The organism is Marinobacter sp. L-80 (assembly GCF_056859395.1).
This window is the reverse complement of the sequence record NZ_JBSXOI010000075.1, coordinates 239280-260695: the sequence shown is the minus strand read 5'-3', so window position 1 is coordinate 260695 and position 21416 is coordinate 239280. Positions and strand designations below refer to the sequence as shown.

Annotated in this window: 18 protein-coding genes and 1 tRNA gene; 16 read left to right on the top strand and 3 right to left on the bottom strand. The window is 58.3% G+C overall.

Annotated features, from left to right (window positions below):
• Window positions 1-30: 30 nt before the first annotated feature.
• Window positions 31-2157: a methyl-accepting chemotaxis protein gene (locus tag AC13E3_RS18270; RefSeq protein ID WP_008176410.1), complete on the top strand. Its 2127-nt coding sequence runs from the start codon at window positions 31-33 to the stop codon at window positions 2155-2157.
• A gap of 120 nt (window positions 2158-2277) precedes the next feature.
• The gene (locus AC13E3_RS18265) at window positions 2278-2532 is read left to right on the top strand and encodes a GrxA family glutaredoxin (RefSeq protein WP_008176407.1); all 255 of its coding nucleotides are present in this window, start codon (window positions 2278-2280) and stop codon (window positions 2530-2532) included.
• A gap of 87 nt (window positions 2533-2619) precedes the next feature.
• On the opposite strand, the gene AC13E3_RS18260 is transcribed toward AC13E3_RS18265, so the two are convergent.
• A complete protein-coding gene (locus tag AC13E3_RS18260) occupies window positions 2620-3882 on the bottom strand; it encodes a 6-phosphofructokinase (RefSeq protein ID WP_008176405.1) in 1263 nt (420 codons plus the stop codon).
• 155 nt (window positions 3883-4037) lie between these two features.
• Here AC13E3_RS18260 and mpl point away from each other — a divergent pair, with 155 nt between their 5' ends.
• From mpl to AC13E3_RS18235, 5 genes are all read left to right on the top strand, one after another.
• Window positions 4038-5432: a UDP-N-acetylmuramate:L-alanyl-gamma-D-glutamyl-meso-diaminopimelate ligase gene (mpl, locus tag AC13E3_RS18255; protein WP_008176404.1), complete on the top strand. Its 1395-nt coding sequence runs from the start codon at window positions 4038-4040 to the stop codon at window positions 5430-5432.
• Window positions 5433-5478: 46 nt separating this feature from the next.
• The gene (locus AC13E3_RS18250; protein WP_008176401.1) at window positions 5479-6126 is read left to right on the top strand and encodes a flavin prenyltransferase UbiX; all 648 of its coding nucleotides are present in this window, start codon (window positions 5479-5481) and stop codon (window positions 6124-6126) included.
• Window positions 6127-6248: 122 nt separating this feature from the next.
• Window positions 6249-7388 (top strand): acyl-CoA dehydrogenase family protein, encoded by a 1140-nt coding sequence (locus AC13E3_RS18245; RefSeq protein ID WP_008176400.1) that lies wholly within the window; start codon window positions 6249-6251, stop codon window positions 7386-7388.
• 82 nt (window positions 7389-7470) lie between these two features.
• Window positions 7471-9213, top strand: coding sequence for a protein adenylyltransferase SelO (locus AC13E3_RS18240; protein WP_482902329.1), 1743 nt, complete (start codon window positions 7471-7473; stop codon window positions 9211-9213).
• A 115-nt stretch (window positions 9214-9328) separates the two neighbouring features.
• Window positions 9329-11212 (top strand): hypothetical protein, encoded by a 1884-nt coding sequence (locus AC13E3_RS18235; RefSeq protein ID WP_482902328.1) that lies wholly within the window; start codon window positions 9329-9331, stop codon window positions 11210-11212.
• A gap of 128 nt (window positions 11213-11340) precedes the next feature.
• Here AC13E3_RS18235 and AC13E3_RS18230 read toward each other — a convergent pair.
• Window positions 11341-11427, bottom strand: a tRNA-Leu gene (locus AC13E3_RS18230).
• Between the two features lie 251 nt (window positions 11428-11678).
• On the opposite strand from AC13E3_RS18230, the gene rnr reads away from it, so the two are divergent.
• The 8 genes from rnr to alr all read left to right on the top strand — a co-directional run bounded on the left by rnr (window position 11679) and on the right by alr (window position 20000).
• Window positions 11679-14255 carry a ribonuclease R gene (rnr, locus tag AC13E3_RS18225; protein WP_482902327.1) on the top strand — a complete coding sequence of 859 codons (2577 nt, stop codon included), beginning with the start codon at window positions 11679-11681 and terminating at the stop codon, window positions 14253-14255.
• A gap of 15 nt (window positions 14256-14270) precedes the next feature.
• Window positions 14271-15008, top strand: coding sequence for a 23S rRNA (guanosine(2251)-2'-O)-methyltransferase RlmB (gene rlmB, locus AC13E3_RS18220; protein WP_008176391.1), 738 nt, complete (start codon window positions 14271-14273; stop codon window positions 15006-15008).
• A 245-nt stretch (window positions 15009-15253) separates the two neighbouring features.
• Complete coding sequence (gene rpsF / locus AC13E3_RS18215) at window positions 15254-15670, top strand: 30S ribosomal protein S6 (protein WP_008176389.1); 417 nt, start codon at window positions 15254-15256, stop codon at window positions 15668-15670.
• Between the two features lie 25 nt (window positions 15671-15695).
• Window positions 15696-15926: a 30S ribosomal protein S18 gene (gene rpsR, locus AC13E3_RS18210; RefSeq protein WP_007154918.1), complete on the top strand. Its 231-nt coding sequence runs from the start codon at window positions 15696-15698 to the stop codon at window positions 15924-15926.
• 26 nt (window positions 15927-15952) lie between these two features.
• A complete protein-coding gene (locus AC13E3_RS18205) occupies window positions 15953-16819 on the top strand; it encodes a hypothetical protein (protein ID WP_008176381.1) in 867 nt (288 codons plus the stop codon).
• A 20-nt stretch (window positions 16820-16839) separates the two neighbouring features.
• Window positions 16840-17286 carry a 50S ribosomal protein L9 gene (gene rplI, locus AC13E3_RS18200; RefSeq protein WP_008176379.1) on the top strand — a complete coding sequence of 149 codons (447 nt, stop codon included), beginning with the start codon at window positions 16840-16842 and terminating at the stop codon, window positions 17284-17286.
• 231 nt (window positions 17287-17517) lie between these two features.
• Window positions 17518-18924, top strand: coding sequence for a replicative DNA helicase (dnaB, locus tag AC13E3_RS18195; RefSeq protein ID WP_008176377.1), 1407 nt, complete (start codon window positions 17518-17520; stop codon window positions 18922-18924).
• Entirely contained in the window at window positions 18924-20000 is a 1077-nt protein-coding gene (gene alr, locus AC13E3_RS18190; protein ID WP_008176374.1) for an alanine racemase, read from the top strand. Before dnaB ends, alr begins: the two co-directional genes overlap by 1 nt.
• A gap of 17 nt (window positions 20001-20017) precedes the next feature.
• On the opposite strand, the gene AC13E3_RS18185 is transcribed toward alr, so the two are convergent.
• Window positions 20018-20374, bottom strand: coding sequence for a hypothetical protein (locus tag AC13E3_RS18185; RefSeq protein ID WP_008176372.1), 357 nt, complete (start codon window positions 20372-20374; stop codon window positions 20018-20020).
• A gap of 149 nt (window positions 20375-20523) precedes the next feature.
• On the opposite strand from AC13E3_RS18185, the gene AC13E3_RS18180 reads away from it, so the two are divergent.
• Window positions 20524-21402, top strand: coding sequence for an SDR family oxidoreductase (locus tag AC13E3_RS18180; RefSeq protein WP_008176370.1), 879 nt, complete (start codon window positions 20524-20526; stop codon window positions 21400-21402).
• The last annotated feature ends 14 nt before the right edge of the window (window positions 21403-21416 follow it).

Sequence of the window (21416 nt, the reverse complement as noted above, 5' to 3'; positions counted from 1 at the left end):
CCCCCAACTCCCCGCAGGTCCGCCTTCACCATGAAACAGTTATCGCTCCGCTTCAAGCTCTACGCCCTCGTTGTGTCCCTGCTTCTGATAATGGGCATCAGTATCGTGGTGACTGCCCAGCTGTCTCTCGGAGCCATGGAGAAGAGGTTGAGTGTCGAGACCCGGGATACGGTGCAGGGCATTGTAATGGATCAGCTCAGCGCAACCGCTGGCAAGTTCGGCGAGCTGGTCAGTGGTCAGTTTGCAACTGCCTTTCGGACCCCGGAAGTCGTCCGCAATGTTATTACCCGCAATATTCAGTCCGACAGTTCCGGTCGAATCAGCAGGACGGCCCTGCAGGAGACTGTTGGCGCCGTGCTTGAGGAGCAGAAAAGTCTGAGCTCGATATACGCACAGTTCGAGCCGGATGGCTATGACGGGCAGGATCGCTATTTCACCGGTGGTGTTGAGGAGCACAGCAGCGACGAGGGCACCCTGGAAATCTATTACTACCGGGATCCGGAGGGCAAGGTTCACTTCAGCCGCACCGAGGACCCGGCTACGAAGTATCTGGATAGCCTGAACGAATTCGGGATTCGGGAAGCCGAGTGGTATCTGTGCTCGCGGGACACCAGGGCACCCTGCATCATGGAGCCCTATGATTACGAAATCAGTGAGGGCTATTCCGAGCTGATGACCAGCCTGGTGGTTCCGATTCTGGACGACGGAGCATTCGCCGGCGTGGTGGGCGTCGATATCAATCTCTCGACACTGCAAAGAACCATTTCTGGTGTCAGCAAGGAACTGTTTGACGGCAAGTCCAGGGTCACGCTGATCAGCGAGCAGGGTCTTATCGCGGCATCCAGTCATTATGAGGCTCATCTTGGTCGGCCCCTCCGGGAGGCGTTGCCGGAGCATGGCGATACCTTCTCGGGACTGCATCAGGGTGGGGGGACCTTCGATGACGGCCAGACCCTGGCCGTGGCCTATCCCGTCGAAATCAGTCTGCCCGATGCCGAGTGGTCGTTGTTGATTGAACTGCCAAGAGATGCCGCGCTTGCCAGCGTTTCCGAAATCACGGGCCTGCTGTCAGACGAAGTGGCCGCGACCGCGACCCGCCAGACCCTGGTAGGCATCGGTGTCGTGGTTCTTGCTGTTGTCGCCCTCGTTCTCCTGGTCCGCTCGGTGACCCGCCCGCTGGATGAGATCCGGGATCGCATGAAGAACCTGGCCAGTGCCGAAGGGGACCTTACCCGTGAGCTGGAAATCGACACCCACGCCGAGCTGATCGAGCTGGCTGGCGGATTCAACGCCTTCCTGGCGAGGCTGAGAGAGATGATCAACGACCTGAAGGATGTAAACGCCAAGGTCCGCGAACAGGCCAGGGATGTCGGAAGTATTGCGGTTGAGACCGATGAGCAGACCGGCAGGCAACATCAGGACATCGACAGCGTGGTGACCGCCATGAATGAAATGTCTGTCGCTGCCGGTGAGGTCGCGGGATTTGCCGGTGAGGCGGCGGACAACGCGCGGATGGCCCAGGACGGCATCCGCTTTACCCAGGACACCTTGTCGTCCGCAGTCAACGGCGTGAGCGCGGTGGCCAATGACATGGGCGAGGCCAGCACTGCGATCGGCCAGGTGGCCAATCGCAGTGAGGACATCAACCGGATCCTGGATGTCATCCGTGGCGTCGCAGAACAGACCAACCTGCTGGCGCTTAACGCCGCCATCGAGGCGGCAAGGGCCGGTGAGCAGGGGCGCGGCTTTGCCGTTGTCGCCGATGAGGTCCGAACCCTTGCCTCCCGGACGCGGGAATCTACCGATGAAATCAGCACCATGATCGACGGTCTGAAGCAGGATGTGAACGGGGCGGTTTCGGTGATCCAGAGCGGTGTTGATCGCGCCACCTCGGCGGTGGATGGCACCCAGGAGGCGGCCCATTCCCTGGCCACGGTTGTCGAGCGGATCGGAACCATTGTCGAACACGTGACCCAGGTGGCGACCGCAGCGGAAGAGCAAAGCTCGGTGAGCGAGGAAATCAATCGCAACCTCACTCATATCGGTGACGCCGCCAACGATCTCCGGGAACTTGCTGGTCGCGTCAAAGGCAGTGGTCAGGCCCTGGACAATGAAGTGCAGGTTCTGGAGCGGGAGCTCGGTCGCCTGAGGACATGATGGGCGGCTACTATGGTGGCGATTCAAAGCATCAATTTTAAATTAGCGTGCGCCGTGCCATCATTCAGCCATAGCATTGCAGTCCCGAAACATACAGCCAGAGACTTTAGGGAGGTGTTTATGGAGCAGGTCACGATCTATGGCCGCTCGAGTTGTGGTTTCTGCGTGCAGGCAAAGCGTCTGTGTGAGGCCAGGAACATTCCCTACGTCTGGGTCGATATGATCGAGAAGGGCATGAGCAAGCAGGATATCGCGGACAAGATTGGCCGGCCGGTTTATACCGTGCCGCAGATTCTGGTGGGCAACCAGTACGTGGGTGGGTTTGATCAGTTCTACGCCTACATGCGCGACCAGCAATCGGAGCTGGCCCGCTAACCATCTGCGTGTAGTGCCTGAACAATGAAAAAGCCTGACAGAGCTACTCTGTCAGGCTTTTTGCTTTCCGGTACGCTGTTCGTTCGGTTACAGCTGGAACTCGGTCTTCAGTTTCTTCTCGGTCAGCGTGTTCTGGAGTTTGGCAACACGCGGCAGGCCGTTATCGAATGGCGGGAAACTCTCACCGGCAATCAGAGGTTCCAGGTAGTCCCGGCAGTCCTGGGTGATACCAAAGCCATCGTCGGTGATGAAGTGGATCGGCATCTTTTTCTCCTGGTTTGCCACTTCGCTCAGCGGGGCCTCACCGATCTTCCAGACGTAAGGTTTGCCCTGTTCGCGGACGATCGTGGGCATCAGAGCCTGCTTGCCGTCGAGTGCCATTTCCACGGCGGCCTTGCCAACCGCATAGGCCTGCTCCACGTCGGTGGCGGAGGCAATGTGGCGGGCACTGCGCTGGAGGTAGTCGGCAACGGCCCAGTGGTATTTGTGGCCCAGGGCCTGCTTGACCATATTGGCCAGGGCCGGAGCAACACCGCCCAGCTGGGTGTGGCCAAACGCGTCCTTGGCTCCGGCGTCCGCCAGGAAGCGACCATCTTCGTACTGGGCACCTTCGGAGGCCACGACTACACAGTAGCCATACTCTTTCACGCAATGATCCACGCGCTCAAGGAACGCGTCGCGATTAAACGGGATTTCCGGGAACAGGATGACGTGGGGCGGTTCGCCCTCGCCCTGTCCTGCCAGGCCGCCGGATGCGGCAATCCAGCCGGCGTGGCGACCCATTACTTCCAGGATGAACACCTTGGTGGACGTTTCGCACATGGACTTGATGTCCAGGCTGGCTTCCAGGGTGGACGTGGCAATGTATTTGGCAACCGACCCGAAGCCCGGGCAGCAGTCGGTGAACGGCAGATCGTTGTCCACGGTCTTGGGCACGCCGATGCAGGTAATTGGGTAGCCCATCTTGTCGGCGATCTGGGAAACCTTGTAGGCGGTGTCCTGTGAATCCCCACCGCCGTTGTAGAAGAAGTAGCCAATGTCGTGGGCCCGGAACACCTCGATAAGGCGTTCGTACTCGCGCCGGTTCTCGGAAATGTTCTTGAGCTTGTGACGGCAGGAGCCGAAGGCGCCGCCCGGGGTGTGAATCAGTGCCTGGATGGCATCGTCGCTTTCGAGGCTGGTATCAATCAGTTCTTCCTTCAGCGCCCCGATAATGCCGTTGCGTCCGGCAAACACCTTGCCGATTTTGTCCGGATGCTTGCGGGCGGTCTGGATGACGCCACAGGCACTGGCATTGATGACGGCGGTGACACCGCCGGACTGAGCGTAGAATGCATTCTTGATGGCCATCTCGGGCTGGAGCCTCCTGCTGGTTCGACAATGGCGCAGATGATACGCCAATCGACGGCAATTTTCATGAGCAGGATTGCGGATAGCGTGGCTCTTGACGGGGTGGGGCGGATACGGGAGGCTTGTCGGGTTTCAACTCAGAGGGCAGTTGCCGAATGCACATTCATATCCTCGGAATCTGTGGCACTTTCATGGGCAGCCTGGCCGTTCTGGCCCGGGAACTCGGCCATACGGTGACAGGCTCCGATCAGGGTGTTTATCCACCCATGAGCACCCAGCTGGAGGCTCAGGGTATCAGTCTGATGGAAGGGTATAGCCCGGATCACCTGGAGCCGAAACCGGACCTGGTGCTCATCGGTAACGCCATGTCCCGCGGCAATCCGGAAGTCGAAGCAGTGCTCAACCGCAATATCGACTACATGTCCGGGCCCGAGTGGCTGAGCCGCGAGGTGCTCAGGCACCGTTGGGTCATGGCGGTAGCCGGTACCCACGGCAAGACCACAACCACGTCCATGCTGCTCTGGATCCTGGATCAGGCCGGGTTTGAACCGGGCTATCTGGTGGGCGGTGTTCCCCGGGACTTTCACGTGTCGGCGCGTCTGGGCAACAGTGACTTTTTTGTAATCGAAGCAGACGAGTACGACAGCGCCTTTTTCGACAAGCGCTCCAAGTTCGTCCATTACCGCCCCCATACCCTGATCCTGAATAATCTGGAATTTGATCACGCCGATATCTTCGAAAACGTCGAGGCCATCGAGCGGCAGTTTCATCATCTGGTCCGGACCGTCCCTTCCCAGGGCCTGATTATCCGTCCCGCGGTGGATGGCCACCTGGACAATGCCCTGGCACTGGGTTGTTGGAGCCCGGTCCAAGACACCGCCATTGGCAGCGAGACCCCGCGCATGTCGGACTGGCGGGCCGAGCTGCTATCGGAGGATGGCAGCCGGTTTCTTGTGATTCACCACGAACAGCCGGTGGCAACGCTGAAGTGGGATCAGACCGGTCTTCATAACGTCCGCAATGCTCTTGCTGCCATTGCTGCCGCCCGCCACGTGGGCGTCACCCCAGACCATGCGGTGGCCGCCCTGTGCCGGTTCTCCGGCGTCAAACGGCGGATGGAGTTGCTGGCGGACATAGACGGGGTGCGTGTATACGACGACTTTGCCCACCATCCTACGGCCATTGCCACCACACTTGAGGGCTTGCGCAACCAGGTGGGTGATGAACCTATCCTGGCATTGATTGAGCCGCGCTCGAACACCATGAAGCAGGGCGTCCACCAGCAGACACTGCTGCCCAGCGCGGAAATCGCGGACCGGGTTCTGTGGGCGAACCTGAATGACATGGAGTGGCTGCCCGAACTGATTGCCGGTTGGCAGGCGCTGAATACCGGTTCCGATCGGCACCGGGTAGACGCTACAGTGGAAGATTTGCTGGCGCGCACCCTGGAAGATCTTCCCAGCCCCTGCCACATTGTGATCATGAGCAACGGCGGCTTTGGTGGTATTCACGGTAAACTTATTGCCGAGCTTGAGCGTATCCGTGGCTGATCCGGCGCAACCGGCGACTCCCCCTGACTGACAAGTGGCGATATTCATGACCAACGACCATAATCGGCCAACGACCGTTAACCTGGCCTTCACTGGCGCGTCCGGTGCCCAGTATGGCCTGCGCCTTTTGCAGTGCCTGGTCTCAGCAGGCTGCCGGGTGAATGTGATGGTCAGCCGGGCTGCGCAGGTGGTGATCGCCACGGAAACCGATCTAAAACTGCCGGGAACGCCGCCGGCGATGCAGGAAACATTGTCTGCCTATGCGGGTGCAGAATCGGGGCAGGTTCTGGTGTTTGGTCGGGAAGACTGGTTTGCACCGCCGGCTTCCGGCTCCGGGGAGAAAGCGCCACTGGTGGTCTGCCCCTGTAGTACCGGAACGCTCTCGGCCCTGGCGACCGGTGCCAGTAACAACCTGATTGAGCGGGCCGGAGATGTCGCGCTGAAAGAGCGTCGTACGCTCATTCTGGTTCCCAGGGAGGCACCTTTCTCCGAGGTGCATCTGGAGAATATGCTGAAACTGACCCGCATGGGTGCCGTCATCATGCCGGCGAGCCCCGGCTTCTATCACAAGCCCCAGTCGCTCGAGGATCTGGTGGATTTTATTGTTGCCCGAATCCTTGATCATCTGAACCTGCCCCAAGACCTGATGCCCCGATGGGGCGAAGCCCGAGCCGAGGACAAGCGCAAGGGCTGAGGCTGCTCTAAGCGATGGTTTTGGCCAGCCCGATTGATGCTTTTCATCATTGAGCAAACCGGGCTCCGGGCAGAGACTTGGTGAACGACAAACACAACACAGGTTATTCACCGAGGTTCACCATGATTCCACGCACTCTCTTCGACGCCGACCTTGAAGGCTTTCGCGATTCTGTCCGCAAGTTCCTGGAGCAAGAGGCAACGCCTTACCATGATCAGTGGGAGAAAGACGGCCAGGTTAGCCGCGAGCTCTGGCAGAAAGCCGGTGAGCTGGGCTTCCTTTGCCCATGCCTGCCGGAAGAGTTCGGCGGTGTTGGTGCGGATTTCCGGTACAGTGCGGTGTTGATCGAAGAGGTAGCCAGGGCCGGCTTGACGGGCATAGGCTGGGGCCTGCACTCTGACATTGTTGCACCTTACGTGCTCAACTACGGCTCCGATGAGCTGAAAAATCATTATCTGCCCAAACTGGCCAGCGGCGAAATGATTGGCGCCATTGCCATGACAGAGCCGGGTGCCGGCTCGGACCTGCAGGGCGTGAAAACGACGGCGGTGAAAAACGGCGATCATTACGTGCTGAACGGTTCCAAGACCTTCATCACCAACGGCCAGCTTGCTGACGTGGTTATTGTTGTTGCCAAGACCGACCCCAAGGAAGGCGCCAAAGGCATCAGCCTGTTCATGGTGGAAACCGCGTGGGAAGGTTTCGAGAAAGGCCAGAACCTGAACAAGGTGGGCATGAAGGCCCAGGACACCTCCGAGCTGTTCTTCCAGGATGTGAAAGTACCTGAGAAGAATCTGATCGGCCCGGGCGAAGGCCAGGGCTTTTTCCAGCTGATGCAGGAGCTGGCGGCCGAGCGCCTTCAGGTGGCCCTGGGTGCTGTTGCCGCAGCCGAAGCCGCCTGGCAGTGGACCCTGGATTACGTCAAGGAGCGCAACGCCTTCGGCAAGCCGGTGATTGCGTTTCAGAATACCCGCTTCAAGATGGCGGAAATGAAGGCGGAAATTACCGCTGCCCGGGTGTTCACTGATCGGTGCCTGGAGCTACATCTGGACAAGAAGCTCGACATCCCCACCGCGGCGATGCTGAAGCAGCTCACCACAGACCTGCAGTGCAAAGTGATGGATGAGTGTGTTCAACTTCACGGCGGCTACGGCTACATGTGGGAATACCCGATCGCACGGGCCTGGGCGGACTCAAGGGTGCAGCGGATCTACGCCGGCACCAATGAAATCATGAAGGAAATCGTTGCCCGTTCATTCTGAACCCTCGCCACGGGGGCTGGTCATAAGGGCAAGTGAGGGCATTGCTGGCACTGCCCGTTTCCTTTGATCAGGAGAGGCACAGATGAAACAGCCGTTGTCGCGAGAAACCGGTTTCGAGGTGACCAACCTCGAAGAACTTGCACCGATGGCCGATTATTCCCTGATGGATCATCTTACCCCTGATCCTGACGCCACGTCTGATGGTGTTGACCATCGGCCAAGGCAGGTCTTTTCGGGGCATTATGTGCCGGTCAGGCCCACGGCCATCGAAACCCCTGAATACGTTGCCCACAGTGAGGATTTGTTCCGCGAACTGGGCTTTGCCGACAGCCTGGCCCAGTCCGACGACTTTATCCGGATGTTCTCCGGCGACCTCTCGCTTGTACCGGAGCCGATGCGAAAACTGGGCTGGGCCTCTGGCTACGCGCTTTCCATCTACGGCAACGAATACACCCAACAGTGCCCGTTTCAGACCGGCAACGGCTACGGAGACGGTCGTGCCATTTCGGTACTCGAAGCCGTTTTTAACGGTCGGCGCTGGGAAATGCAGCTCAAGGGTGGCGGGCAGACCCCGTATTGTCGCGGTGGCGATGGCCGCGCCGTTCTGCGTTCCAGCGTTCGTGAATTCCTGGCGCAAGAGCACATGCACGCCCTGGGTGTGCCAACCTCGCGATCACTGAGCCTCTATGTCTCGAAAACTGAGCGGGTGCGACGTCCCTGGTACTCCGAGGGCTCACATTCCCGGGATCCCGACCAGCTCGTTTCGGAGCCGGTTGCCATTTCCACCCGCGTTGCGCCTTCCTTCATCCGGGTTGGCCAGCTTGAACTCTTTGGTCGCAGGGCCAGAAAACAGGAGCACCCTCGAGCGATCGAAGAGCTCGAACAGCTGGTGCTGCACCTGATTGATCGGGAGTACAGCGGGGTCATTGACCAGACGGTCGCAACTCCCACGAAAGTTGTCATGCTTGCACAGGCGTTCCGCGGCCGCCTTGCCTCGCTGGTCGCAAACTGGATCCGAGTCGGCTATTGCCAGGGCAATTTCAACAGCGACAACTGCGCCGCTGGCGGCTTCACACTGGACTACGGGCCTTTCGGCTTCTGCGAAGTGTTTGAGCCGTTTTATCAACCGTGGACCGGTGGCGGACAACACTTTGCCTTCCTGAATCAACCGGCGGCCGCCGAGCAGAACTTCAAGAGTTTCTGCTCGGCCCTCCGTCCACTGCTCAATGGACATGAAGACGAACTGGCTCAGCTCGACGAGATTCAGAAGGGTTTTCTGGAGGTGATGCAGGCGGAAATGGAACGGATGTGGTCAGCGAAACTGGGGCTGAAAGGTTTTGACGCCGAACTTTTCCGGGAGCTGATGATGCTGATGACCCGTACCCCGGTGGATTACACCATTTTCTTTCGTGAGCTGTCCTCGGTACCCGACGATATTGAGCCACTAAAGCAGAGCTTTTACAGGTCACTGGATGAAGCAGGTGGAACTGATTCGGAAGGGCTTCTCAAGCGGTGGTCCGAATGGCTTGCCAAGTGGAAATGCCAGATTGGAATCGACGGAGCGGGCAACGGTTCCCGGCTCCGCGAGGAGCTCTCCCGGGACATGAAACTCGTGAACCCGAAATACACCATGCGCGAGTGGTTCGTGGTTCCGGCCTATCAGCAAGCTGCCGACGGTGATTATCTGACACTGAGGGAACTGCAAAAAGTATTGAATCAACCCTATGACGAGCAATCGGATGGGGTTGAGCATCGCTACAACCGTCTGAAGCCTTTCGAGCTGTTCGATCTCGGCGGGTTTTCCCATTACAGCTGTTCGTCTTGACGAGTGTCCCGTCTGGTTACCAAACTTTACAAATTGCCAAACCTATCAAGGTCTCCGATCACCACATCCCCTAAAGTAGCGGCACAACCTCTAACAAGGATAAACGGTTGCCGCGATGAAACGCCTGATAGGTTTCTCTGTGTCTGTTCTCTCCCTCGCTCTGGCCGGTTGCGGCGAGGAATCCGATGAACTGCCCGTGGATGGGCGGGATTTTGATGGTGTGGAGTACAGTGAGCCGGCGCCCTATACCGGCAAGGTTATCGACGGATACCTGAACAACGCCCGGGTCTGGCTGGATATGGATGGCGACAGCCAGTTTACGCCGGGGCCCCTGGTCATCGAACTGGATAACGGGGCAGAAGTCACCCTTGCCTCGGGTGAGCCCACGGCAATGAGCGGTACCGGTGGCCGTTTCACAATCGACATCTCGGAGTTGGTTCTACCCCCTTCCGTGGGCCCGGACCTGGATCCCAGGGACTATCCGTTACATGCAGTCGCCCTGCCGGGTAAAACCCTCGAGGAAACACGCAACGGCGAGGTGCCGGTGGCCAGCGCCTATTTGATGTCGGCGCCTCCCGGTGTCCGCAATATCACGCCACTGACAACACTGGCCCGTTACCGGGGTGTTGTCGGGCTGGGTTCGTTCCTGGAAACGTCCTCTGGCGTTGCTGCCAGCCTGGCGGACCTGAATCTGGTGCGGGATTACATTCTCGCCCAGGACGACCGCTCACACGCCTACGCCAGGGCACTGGCAAGATTCATGGCCAGTCAGATCCCCGAGGCCTACAACGACCTGCTGGCAGCAGAGAACAGTGACGGCACGGAGCGATTCCTGAGCAGGGAAGCGGCGTTTCTGCTGGGCGTCTCTCTGATTCAGAATGCCGCGGACGTTATTGCGGTGGTCGATACTGCTGCTCAGGGTGACTTTGCCAATGTCGATGCCGACGCCCTGACCCTGCCCGAAGTGGATGTGGAATTGAGCGATCCCGTGCTGCTAACCGGCCAGAAGGTATACGCCGAGCCTTCCAACCAGGACACCCTGCCTGCCAATCGTTCAGGCCTGCAGATCTCCGCCGAGCTGGCCTTCGATTACAGTGAGAGCGGGCGCCTGCTATCCGTCTCGGCGAATGGCTGTCTGTCACCGTCCATGCCGGAACTGGCGAGACTGATCGGTGTGAATGGCTATATGGCGGACCTGCAAACCCAGTGGCTGCCCTCTGCCGCGCTTTCGGAGCAGAGCCGCTTGAATTACGATGAGGACGGAACGGATGAACGTCTGATTTTCGACTGGGACAACCGCCGTGCCTATTTCGAAACCAGTACCACCTGCCATCAGTATCGCGGGATTTCAGCAGGCTCGACTGAACTCGGCGGTAACCCCGAGGTAACCTACAGCTGGACAAAGGACAGTGGTGAGCTGGCCGAGCTGGTTGCAGAGTATGGCACCGGTAAGACCCGCACGCTGGTTCCGGACATGGCGAATTCGTCTTCTGTATTTCCGGGTTATCGGCTTTCAGAGCAGGGCAGTGAGGTGGAGGCTCTGACGTTTGCGGTCGGCATCAGTAACTGTACCCCGCAAGAGGATGCTGTGGACGCGAATCAGGTTGTCACTGGCGTTCAGCCTTACCAGTTTTCGGGCTACGACCCTCAGCCCGAAGGTTTTACCGATACCGTCATGGAATTCGACCGCAGGGAGTTTTCTGGCCCGGAGCAACCGGATCTTCGACTGCTGCGATACGGATTCCTTGATCCCGATCGTCTTGGGCTAGACAGGGTAAACGGGGATGGCAGTTTCGAGTGGGTGATGAATTACCCGACAGCAGGCGGGCCGGGCTTCGTTGCTGAACAACCGAATCTTATTCGTGATGCCTACCTGACACGATACAGTGCGGGCGGTGACTGTGGCCGCGAGTTCGAGGGCATTCCCAGCTCCGCGTATGCGCGGGTGGAGTATAGCTACCAGCGTTTGTCTGAGTATCTGGTTGAACTGCTGGAATAAGTACTATTGAGCCGGATTCTTTTCTGGCTGCAGGGAGCGCGTGCAAGGGAGTTACAGGAGTTGGCTGTGCTTCAAAGGGAATTTACATGTGGCCGTTTGGCCAATTTACCACTTCCTGAGGGAGGAAATGGTGCCGAGGAGAGGACTTGAACCTCCACGGGGTTGCCCCCACTAGCACCTGAAGCTAGCGTGTCTACCAATTTCACCACCTCGGCAGGTGATTTGCAGAACCTTAGCTTGTTGAAAACTAAACGTTTCTGCCAACGTTGAGGTGTGTGCCTCAACCGATGGCGCGTACTTTAATAATTCCGGCCTGGGCTGTCAAACATTTTTTCGCAAAAAGAATGGCAGGTATTTATGCCTATTCCGGGCAGGTTGATAGGCAGGACCTCCATCCCAACGTTATACTCGTTGCAAACGAATCTATACTGTGCCGCGTTGGTGCAGCCTCAGGACAAGGATCCGAATGGTTTCCAGGAAGAAAAACGACCGGGATCCTCACGCCAGCCGTGAGGCCCAAAAATACGATAATCCTATTCAAAGCCGGGAATTTATCCTCTCGCATCTCAAGGATCGCGGGGCTCCCGCAACACATGAAACATTGTGTTCCGAGCTTGGTCAGTCTTCGGAAGAGGGTATTGAAGCCCTTCGGCGGCGTTTGATCGCCATGTGCCGGGATGGACAACTGATCTGCAATCGCCGTGGCGCCTACCTGCCCATTGAAGAAGCGGATCTGGTTACCGGTCGCGTGATCGGACACAAGGATGGCTTCGGGTTTCTGGTGCCGGACGATGGCGGTTCCGACCTGTTTCTTACAGCCCGCCAGATGCGTCAGGTGTTTCACGGTGATCGAGTGGCTGCCCGGGTAGATCGGGTGGATGACCGCGGTCGACGTGAGGGTGTGATTGTCGAGGTTCTTGAGTACCGGACCAGCCAGACAGTAGGGCGTTTTTTCCAGGAGAGCGGTATCAGCTTCGTGGTTCCGGAAAATGCGCGGATCAACCATGAGGTGCTCATTCCCCAGGAAAATTGCGGCAACGCCCGTCATGGCCAGTACGTGGTGGTGGATATTGTTCGTCAGCCTACCGTACGCACCCAGCCATTGGGCAAGGTTGTTGAGGTGCTGGGAGAGCATATGGCGCCGGGAATGGAGATTGACGTTGCCATTCGTTCCTACGACATTCCCCATAGCTGGCCGCCCGCCGTGGGCGAGCAAACAGCCGCAATTCCGGAAGAAGTCACAGAAAAAGACAAGGTCAACCGGAAGGATATCCGCAATCTCAGGCTGGTAACGATCGACGACGAGACGGCACGGGATTTTGATGATGCCGTGTATTGCGAGCCAAGGCCCCGTGGTGGCTATCGTCTGTTGGTTGCGATTGCCGATGTTTCCCACTACGTCCGTCCGGGTACACCACTGGACGAAGAGGCGGTAAACCGCAGTACGTCGGTTTATTTCCCGGATCACGTTGTGCCAATGCTGCCGGAAAAGCTGTCCAACGGCCTTTGTTCGCTGAACCCGGGGGTCGACCGCCTCTGCATGGTGGCCGATATGACCATCAGCGCCGCTGGCAATATCAGCAGCTACAGTTTTTATCAAGCGGTCATGTTCAGTCATGCTCGGCTTACCTATAACAAGGTAAGCACCATGCTGGAGCACCCGGACACCGAACAGGGCTACAAGCTGTGTGAGCAATACGCCAACGTGCTCCCGCAGTTGCACAATCTTTATGGCCTCTACCAGTTGTTGCGTAAGGCCCGTACCGAGCGTGGTGCAATTGACTTCGAAACTACCGAAACCAAGATTGTGTTTGACGCCGATCGGAAGATAGAAGAGATCGTTCCGGTGCAGCGCAATGACGCCCACAAGATCATCGAGGAATGCATGCTGTGTGCGAACGTTGCCACAGCGCGATTCCTGAAAAAACACAAACTGCCGGCACTCTACCGGGTCCATGATGGCCCGTCAGAAGAGCGACTTAATGCAGTGCGGCTGTTCCTGGGTGAGCTGGGTCTGCAATTGGGGGGTGGCGATAGCCCCACGTCTGCGGACTATCAGGAGCTGCTGAACAGTATCAAGGATCGCTCGGATGCCAATGTGATCCAAACGGTTATGCTGCGTTCGCTCAGCCAGGCCGTCTACAGTCCGGAAGAGGGTGGCCATTTTGGCCTTGGCTATGCAGGCTATGCCCACTTTACGTCGCCGATCCGGCGTTATCCGGACCTCATTAATCACCGGGCCATCAAGTCGGTTATTCACGGCGGGCAGCCTTCCAAGGATGTGGTTCCGCCACCGAAGCCGGATCCCGAGCTTGCCGAATATCCTTACGATATGGCCCGGATGGAGCAGTTGGGTGAGCACACCTCGATGGCAGAGCGCCGTGCCGATGATGCCACCCGTGACGTCATGGCCTGGCTGAAGTGTGAGTACCTCAGTGATCATGTCGGTGAGGAGTACGACGGTGTCATTGCGTCCGTTGTGCCCTTCGGTTTCTTTGTGGAGCTTTCTGGCGTCTACATAGAGGGGCTGGTGCATGTGTCGACGCTCAGCGGTGACTTCTTCCATCACGATTCAGCCAAGCATCGCCTCATCGGTGAGCGCACGGCAATGAGCTTCCGGCTTGGTGATGAGGTCCGTGTGAAAGTCGTTCGGGTTGGAATGGAAGATCGCAAGATCGACCTGGAGCTGATCAGCGAGCCCGTGCATCGACAGGCAGATCGCGACGCGCTCAAGGTTCCAGATAAAGGCGAGCGAGGAAAGGGCAAGCGCGGCCCCGGCAAAGGTGGCAAGCCGCCCGGCAGAGCCAAGCCTGGCCAGAAGGGTGCATCATCCGGCGAGCCTGGCCTGAAGCGCCCGAGGAAACGCCCGGCGTCGGCGTCATCGAGGAAAAAGGCGCCTGAGGCCTTCGATGATAACGAAACGCCATCTGCCAGAGATGAGCTGGTTGCAAAGGCTGCGAAACTTGCCCTGAAAAAAGGCAAGAAGGGCAGTGGCGCTGGCAAAGACGACAAGAAAGCCAAGCCGCGAAAATCAGGCAAGTAACAGGAATCAGAACCAGTGTCCGGAGAGTTTGTGTTTGGCTGGCACGCGGTTGAGGCTGTCCTCAAGCGCGAGCCTGAGCGTCTTCAGCAGGTCTGGATCCAGACCGGCCGGCAGGATAAGCGGGTCAAGAGCATTACCGACACCCTGGACAGCCTTGGGGTGAAATGGAAGGTCGTGCACCGGAAGGAGCTTGATGAGCGGGTGTCCGGTGTCCATCAGGGTGTTGTGGCGGCTGTCAGTGAAAGCCGGGAATGGACCGAAGATGATCTGCTGGCCCAGTTGGCCGCCAGTGACAAGCCACCGTTCCTGCTGGTACTTGATGGCGTAACCGATCCTCACAATCTTGGTGCCTGTATGCGCACCGCCGACGCGGTTGGTGTTCAGGCGGTTATCGTGCCCAAGGACAAGTCTGCGTCACTGACGCCGGTTGCCCGAAAGGTCGCCTGTGGGGCTGCCGAGACGGTGCCCTTTGTGCGGGTCACCAACCTTGCCCGCTTTCTGCGCAGTTTGCAGGATCAGGGGGTCTGGCTGATTGGCACCGCCGGTGAGGCGGACGCCACCCTTTACCAGGCTGATTTCAAGGGGCCGGTAGCGCTGGTGATGGGCGCCGAAGGCAAGGGTATGCGCCGGCTCACCCGCGAGCACTGCGATCAGCTGATCAATATCCCCATGCTCGGCCAAGTAGACAGCCTCAACGTCTCTGTGGCTACGGGTGTTTGCCTATACGAAGCACTGCGCCAGCGGCTTGGTTAACCCTTGCACACAGGGCCTTCCCCGCCTAGAATACGTGACCCCTTTTTTAAGGGGTGGTTTTGTATTGCCTGATTGCAGGCAATACCGGGCCAAGCTTTTGATCAAGCCTTTCTCGTAAAGCCTTAGTGATAAAGCAAAAAGAAACCGGCAGCAGCAGCTGTCAACTCCTTGCTTTCATGTTTGTCGGTCGCGGGTTCAACGCCGTGTCGGTAAAAAGGAAGCTGTTTAAACCGTAGGGAGAACTCATGCGTCACTACGAAATCGTTTTTATGGTACATCCGGATCAGAGCGAGCAGGTGCCCGCGATGATCGAGCGTTATACCGGCGTCATCACTGAAGATGGCGGCAAGGTACATCGCCTGGAAGATTGGGGCCGTCGTCACCTGGCATACCCGATCAACAAGATTCACAAGGCTCACTACGTACTGATGAACGTTGAATGTTCACAGGCCGCGATGGACGAGCTGACTCACAACTTCCGTTTCAACGATGCAATCATCCGCGACATGATCCTGCGCCGTGATGGTGCGGATACAGACCTGTCCCCGATGAAAGCTTCCGAGTCCCGTGAAGACCGTCGTGGCGGCGATGATCGCCCGCGTCGTTCAGCCGAATCTGACGAGCCACGTCAGCGTGCTGAAACCCAGGACGAAGAAGAGTAATTAACCGGAGTTGAGGAGTTAAGTTATGGCTCGTTTTTTCAGACGTCGTAAGTTCTGCCGCTTCACGGCAGAGGGTGTTAAGGAGATCGATTACAAAGATCTGGACACCCTGAAAGGCTACATCACTGAAACCGGCAAAATCGTGCCCAGCCGCATCACCGGCACCAAAGCACGTTATCAGCGTCAGCTGGCTACCGCTATCAAGCGTGCCCGCTACCTGGCACTGCTGCCGTACTCGGACAGCCACGATAACTAAGTAACAGAAACACAGGACTTGGGACCATGCGTGCACTTGCACAGTATGTAATGCGCGGTCCCTTCCAGGCCGGCGGGGTAGCAGCAGTCACGACTGCAGTGCCCTTGTTGTTCTGGATTGGCGCAGCCGTTGTCGGCCTGGTTATTCTCAGGCTTGGCATCAGCCAGGGGCTCAATATCGGGCTCTGGGCATTACTTCCGGCGCTTGGCTGGAGCATTTTCGGGCAGGACCCGACCGCTCTGGCTGTATTGCTCCAGGTGATGCTCATGGCGTCGCTGATCAGAACCACGCAGTCCTGGGAAAAAGCCCTGCTTGCGGGAAGTTTTCTCGCAATCGTCACAGGCCTGATGTTGCCTGTGGTCTACCCGGGCTTGCTGGATGATCTGGTCCAGGCCGGGGTGAGCTTTTACCAACAGTACAATGCCGAAATCGCGCAGAGTCTCGGCGATGACCTCGACAGGGTTATCCGCGACACGATGAACGCGAGTATGGCCGGCACCTACCTGGCAACGGGTGTGGGCATGACCATGCTGGCGCGGTCCTGGCAGGCGGGGCTTTATAACCCCGGTGGGTTCCGCAAGGAATTCCATAGCCTGCGGCTGTCGGCGCCGATTGCGGTGTTGTGTGCAGTGACCATGGTGGTTGGTCCGATCCTCGGGCTGAATTCCATGTTGCTTGCCTGGGCTGCGGGAACACCGCTGTTCCTGGCCAGCCTGGCACTGGTACACGGCGTTGTTGGTTTGAAAAAGCTCAGTGGGAACTGGTTGGCGATGTTTTATGTAGCGCTGATCCTTTTGGGCCCAAGCCTGATGATTCTGTTAGTGGTTCTGGCTTTTGTGGATAGCTGGCTGGATATCCGGAGGCGTATAAGCCCTGCCGGGCCGGCTGAATAAAGCACGAAGAGGTTAACGAGATGGAAGTTATTCTGCTCGAGAAAGTTGCAAACCTTGGCTCCCTGGGTGACAAGGTAAAGGTTAAGGCCGGTTACGGTCGTAATTTCCTGCTTCCTTATGGCAAGGCTGTACCTGCCACTGAAGCAAACCTGAAGGCGTTCGAAGAGCGTCGTGCCGAGCTTGAGAAAGCAGCTGCTGAGAAGCTGTCTGCTGCCCAGGCCCGCGCCGAGGCCCTCGAGGGTGCCGCTTTCACCATCAGCTCCAAGGCCGGTGAAGAAGGCAAGCTGTTCGGTTCTATCGGTGTGCGCGACATCGCTGACGCGATCACTGCCGGTGGTACCGAAGTAGAGAAGAGCGAAGTTCGTCTGCCGGAAGGCCCGATCCGGGTGACTGGCGAGTACGAGATCGAGCTTCAGCTGCACTCCGACGTTGAAGTAAGCGTCAAGCTGGCGGTTGTTGCCGAGTAAGCCGTTTTCTCTGGAAACGGTGCTGGGGTTGCCCCGGCTCTGGTAATACGCTGGTGGCCTCACTGCCTCTTTGGAGGCGGGTGCCGGCCAACCTGACAGGCCCGAACCGCATCTTGCGGCTTTCGGGCCTGTTGCTTTCTGGTATGCTGTTAAGTCCCTGTAACCCCCTCCCATTGCTTCGGCAGGTCGCTTAAACTGTCGTGGTTATGATGTGCAACTGAAGATGTGTTCATGGCCAAGCCCAATCTGAAGCCCGCGAGTACCGATCTCGAAACCAGCCGGATCAAGGTTCCCCCTCATTCTGTCGAAGCAGAGCAGGCAGTCCTGGGCGGCCTGATGCTGGACAATCGCCGGTTTGACGAGATCTCCGAGGTGATTTCGGCCGCCGATTTTTACCGACAGGACCACCGGCTGATCTTTGGCGCTGTGGAGCGCCTTGCCAGTGAGAGTGAGCCTCTGGATGTGGTAACCCTCGCCGAATTCCTGGAGCGGGCCGGTGATATCGAAGATGCCGGTGGTTTGTCCTATCTGGCCGAATTGGCCGAGAAAACCCCAGGTGCCGCGAACATCCGTGCCTATGCCGATATCGTCCGCGAACGCTCCATTCTGCGCCAACTGGTGGAGGTGTCCGGCAAGATTTCCGATTCGGCCTTTAATCCGCTCGGGCGAAACAGCAATGAGATTCTGGATGAGGCTGAGCGCAGCGTTTTCCAGATTGCCGAAGCGCGGGTCAAGGAGGGTTCCGGGCCGCAGGCAATCAACCCCATTCTTGCCAAGACCCTGAGCCGGATTGAGGAACTGTTTGAATCCGGCGAGCAGACCACCGGTCTGACCACCGGCTTCAAGGATCTGGATGATCAAACCTCGGGCATGCAGCCTTCGGACCTGATCATCGTGGCGGGTCGCCCCTCCATGGGTAAGACGACCTTTGCGATGAATATTGTCGAGAACGCCCTGATCAGCACCGGCACGCCGGTTCTGGTGTTCAGTATGGAGATGCCGGCGGATGCCCTTGCTATGCGTATGCTCTCGTCGCTCGGGCGCATTGACCAGACCAAGGTTCGCGGCGGCAAGCTGGAAGAAGACGACTGGCCCCGGCTGACGTCGGCGGTGAGCCTTCTGAAAGACAAGCCGCTTTATATCGACGATACGCCGGGCCTGAGCCCCACCGAGATGCGTTCCCGGGCGCGCCGTATTGCCCGGGAAAACGACGGCAAGATTGGCCTGATCATGGTCGACTACCTGCAGCTTATGCGGGTGCCCGGCAACACCGAGGGTCGGACCGCTGAGATCTCTGAAATTTCCCGCTCACTGAAGGGTATCGCCAAAGAATTGAGTTGCCCGGTGGTGGCCCTGTCCCAGCTTAACCGGAGTCTTGAACAACGGCCCAATAAGCGCCCGGTGAACTCGGATTTGCGGGAATCCGGCGCCATCGAGCAGGACGCCGACGTCATCATGTTTGTGTACCGGGATGAAGTCTACAACGAGGACACCCCGGACAAGGGCATTGCCGAGATCATTATTGGTAAGCAGCGGAACGGCCCCATCGGCACCATCCGACTTGCGTTTATCGGCAAGTACACGAAATTCGAAGATCTGGCCCACGGTGATTACAGCGACTACGGCGGGGAGTATTGATGCCCCGCAGTACGATTGCCCGGATTGATCTGGGCGCCTTGCGCCGGAACTTCCAGACTGCCCAGCGGCGGGCAGGCGGGGCCAGGGTGATGGCCGTGGTGAAAGCCGATGGCTATGGCCACGGTATCGGGCCGGTGGCTTCGGCGCTGGATAGCCTGGCGCCGAAATACGCAGTGGCTTGCCTGGAAGAGGCGCGTGCCATTCGGGAAACAGGTCTGATACAGCCGGTCGTCCTGCTGCAGGGTGTCCATGCTGAAGCCGATATCGATGAATGCGCCCGGAATGGCTTTGAGCCGGTTTTCCACAGTTTCCAGCAACTGGCGTGGCTGGAGCGCCTGGAGAATTGGCCCGCTTTCTGGCTGAAAGTGAATAGCGGTATGAACCGTCTCGGCTTTCATCCGGACGAGCTGGCCGGGGTAATGAGCCGGTTACAGGCCATGAGCGCTGATACAGAGCTACTGGGGTTCGTCACGCACTTTGCGTGCGCCGACGATCCCGACAGCGCAATGACGGCGCAGCAGACTGCGGTGTTTGAAAAGGCCACGTCTTCTTTTCCGGATTTAATGAAGAGCGTTGCCAATTCGGCCGCCCATTTTCGACCGGGCCAGCCGATGTTTGACTGGAGCCGCCCCGGAATCATGTTGTATGGCGGCTCACCAATGGTGGGCACGACCGGTCCCGAACTTGGCCTGGAGCCGGTAATGTCGCTTGAGGCCCCCTTGATCAGCACCCGCTTGGTGCCGGCGGGCGAGTCGGTTGGCTACGGTGCCAGCTGGGTTGCCGACCGCGACACCCGGATGGGAATGGTGGCGATTGGTTACGGTGATGGTTACCCCCGGCATGCCGGAACCAACACGCCCGCCGCCATCAATGGTCAGCGAATCCGGCTCATCGGGCGGGTTTCCATGGACATGCTGGCCGTTGACCTGACCAATGCACCGGATGCAAAGGAAGGCGACAGTGTTGAACTGTGGGGTCGCACCGTGGGTGTCGACGAGGTGGCCGCATGCGCTGGCACCATCTCCTATGAGCTTATGACCGGCATCACCGGGCGGGTGCCAAGGCAATACCGGTAGCACTGCAGGGCGTTTCGCTAGCCCTGTTCCGGTTCGTGAATGATTTCCTCGATAAAGTCGAGAATGGCAGCGAGGCTGCGGTCGTCCAGTTTCTTGAGCACTTTGTGCACGACCATCTTGCTGCCCTTGAGCATGCTGCTGATGCCCATCTTGGCCATGCCCATCATCATGTTACTGGCATGCAATCGCCGAAGCGGCTCCAGGAAAAAGAAGTCCAGACCTTCTTCGGTCATGTCCACAATCAGGTTGAAGAGTTTGTCGATGGCTTCCTTGTCGGCCTTGCCGCGTTCGCGCAGTTCGCCGACGGTATACAGGGCCCGGGTTCGCAACTCATCAGGGATCGGCGCCACAATGTGGCTCTGTTGTTTCAGCATGACAGTTCCTGTTGTTGTATGCTCTTGAAAGAAATAGCAAAGCATTAAATTCAGACTGCATCAGTGTAGGCGCCGGAATCCAGAAGCCATTGGCCAAACCGGTTCCGAAATAACGTCACATCAGTGATATCGGGAGGCATTGAATCCTCGTGCATGTACTTGTTGTTCACGATTACGGCCCTTTGGGGAAGGTTTTGCTGGAGCGCTTGCGGGCAACGCACCTGCACGTCAGCCCTTTGCTTGTCAGCGATCCCTCCAACGCCGATCTTGATGCACTGGAGAACTGGATTCCCGAAGATACCGACCTGATCGTAAATGCACTCTGGATGGCCGATCCGGAGGTCGCCGAGAATGATCCTGAGGGCGTCCATATGGCGGCATTCTCGCTACCCGTGGCCATGGCCGAGTTTGCACGTGATCGTGGTATGGCGCTGCTCCAGCTGTCCTCCTGCTACGTGTTCGATGGCCGGAAGCAAAGCGGGTACATCACTTCCAATCCGGGGCAGCCGGTGAATGAGCTGGGTAACTGGCAATGGGAGTGCGAGCAGGCCCTGCGGACCCTGTTGCCTCGGCATATTATCCTGCGGACCGGCTGGAGCCTGGCACGGTTCATCCGGAAGGTGCAGGCCAGTACGGCTGCCGGTGAAATACTGTCACTACCCGGACGATGCCGGGGGCAACCCGTATCGGTCCGTGATCTGGCCAGGGTAATCGAGGCTGTGGTTCTGCAACTTGATTGCGGGGCCGAGGTCTGGGGCACCTATCAGTACGCCGGTGCCGAGGAAATCAATCTGTACGAGCTGGGCCTGGCGATTGCCGGGCTGCCTGGGATTCCCGAAGGGATCCGGGTGGTGGACGAGGTGCCCGAGTGGGGCCATCTTGAGCCGGTCAATACCACGCTGATCTGCACCAAGATCCGCAATACCTTCGGCATCAAGCAGATGCCCTGGCGCTCCGGCCTGGTGGATGAGCTGACGATGCTGAAAAAGAATAACGGCAGGGAAGTGGAGAGTGAGCCCGCCGGCTAGTGGCAACGGCGGGC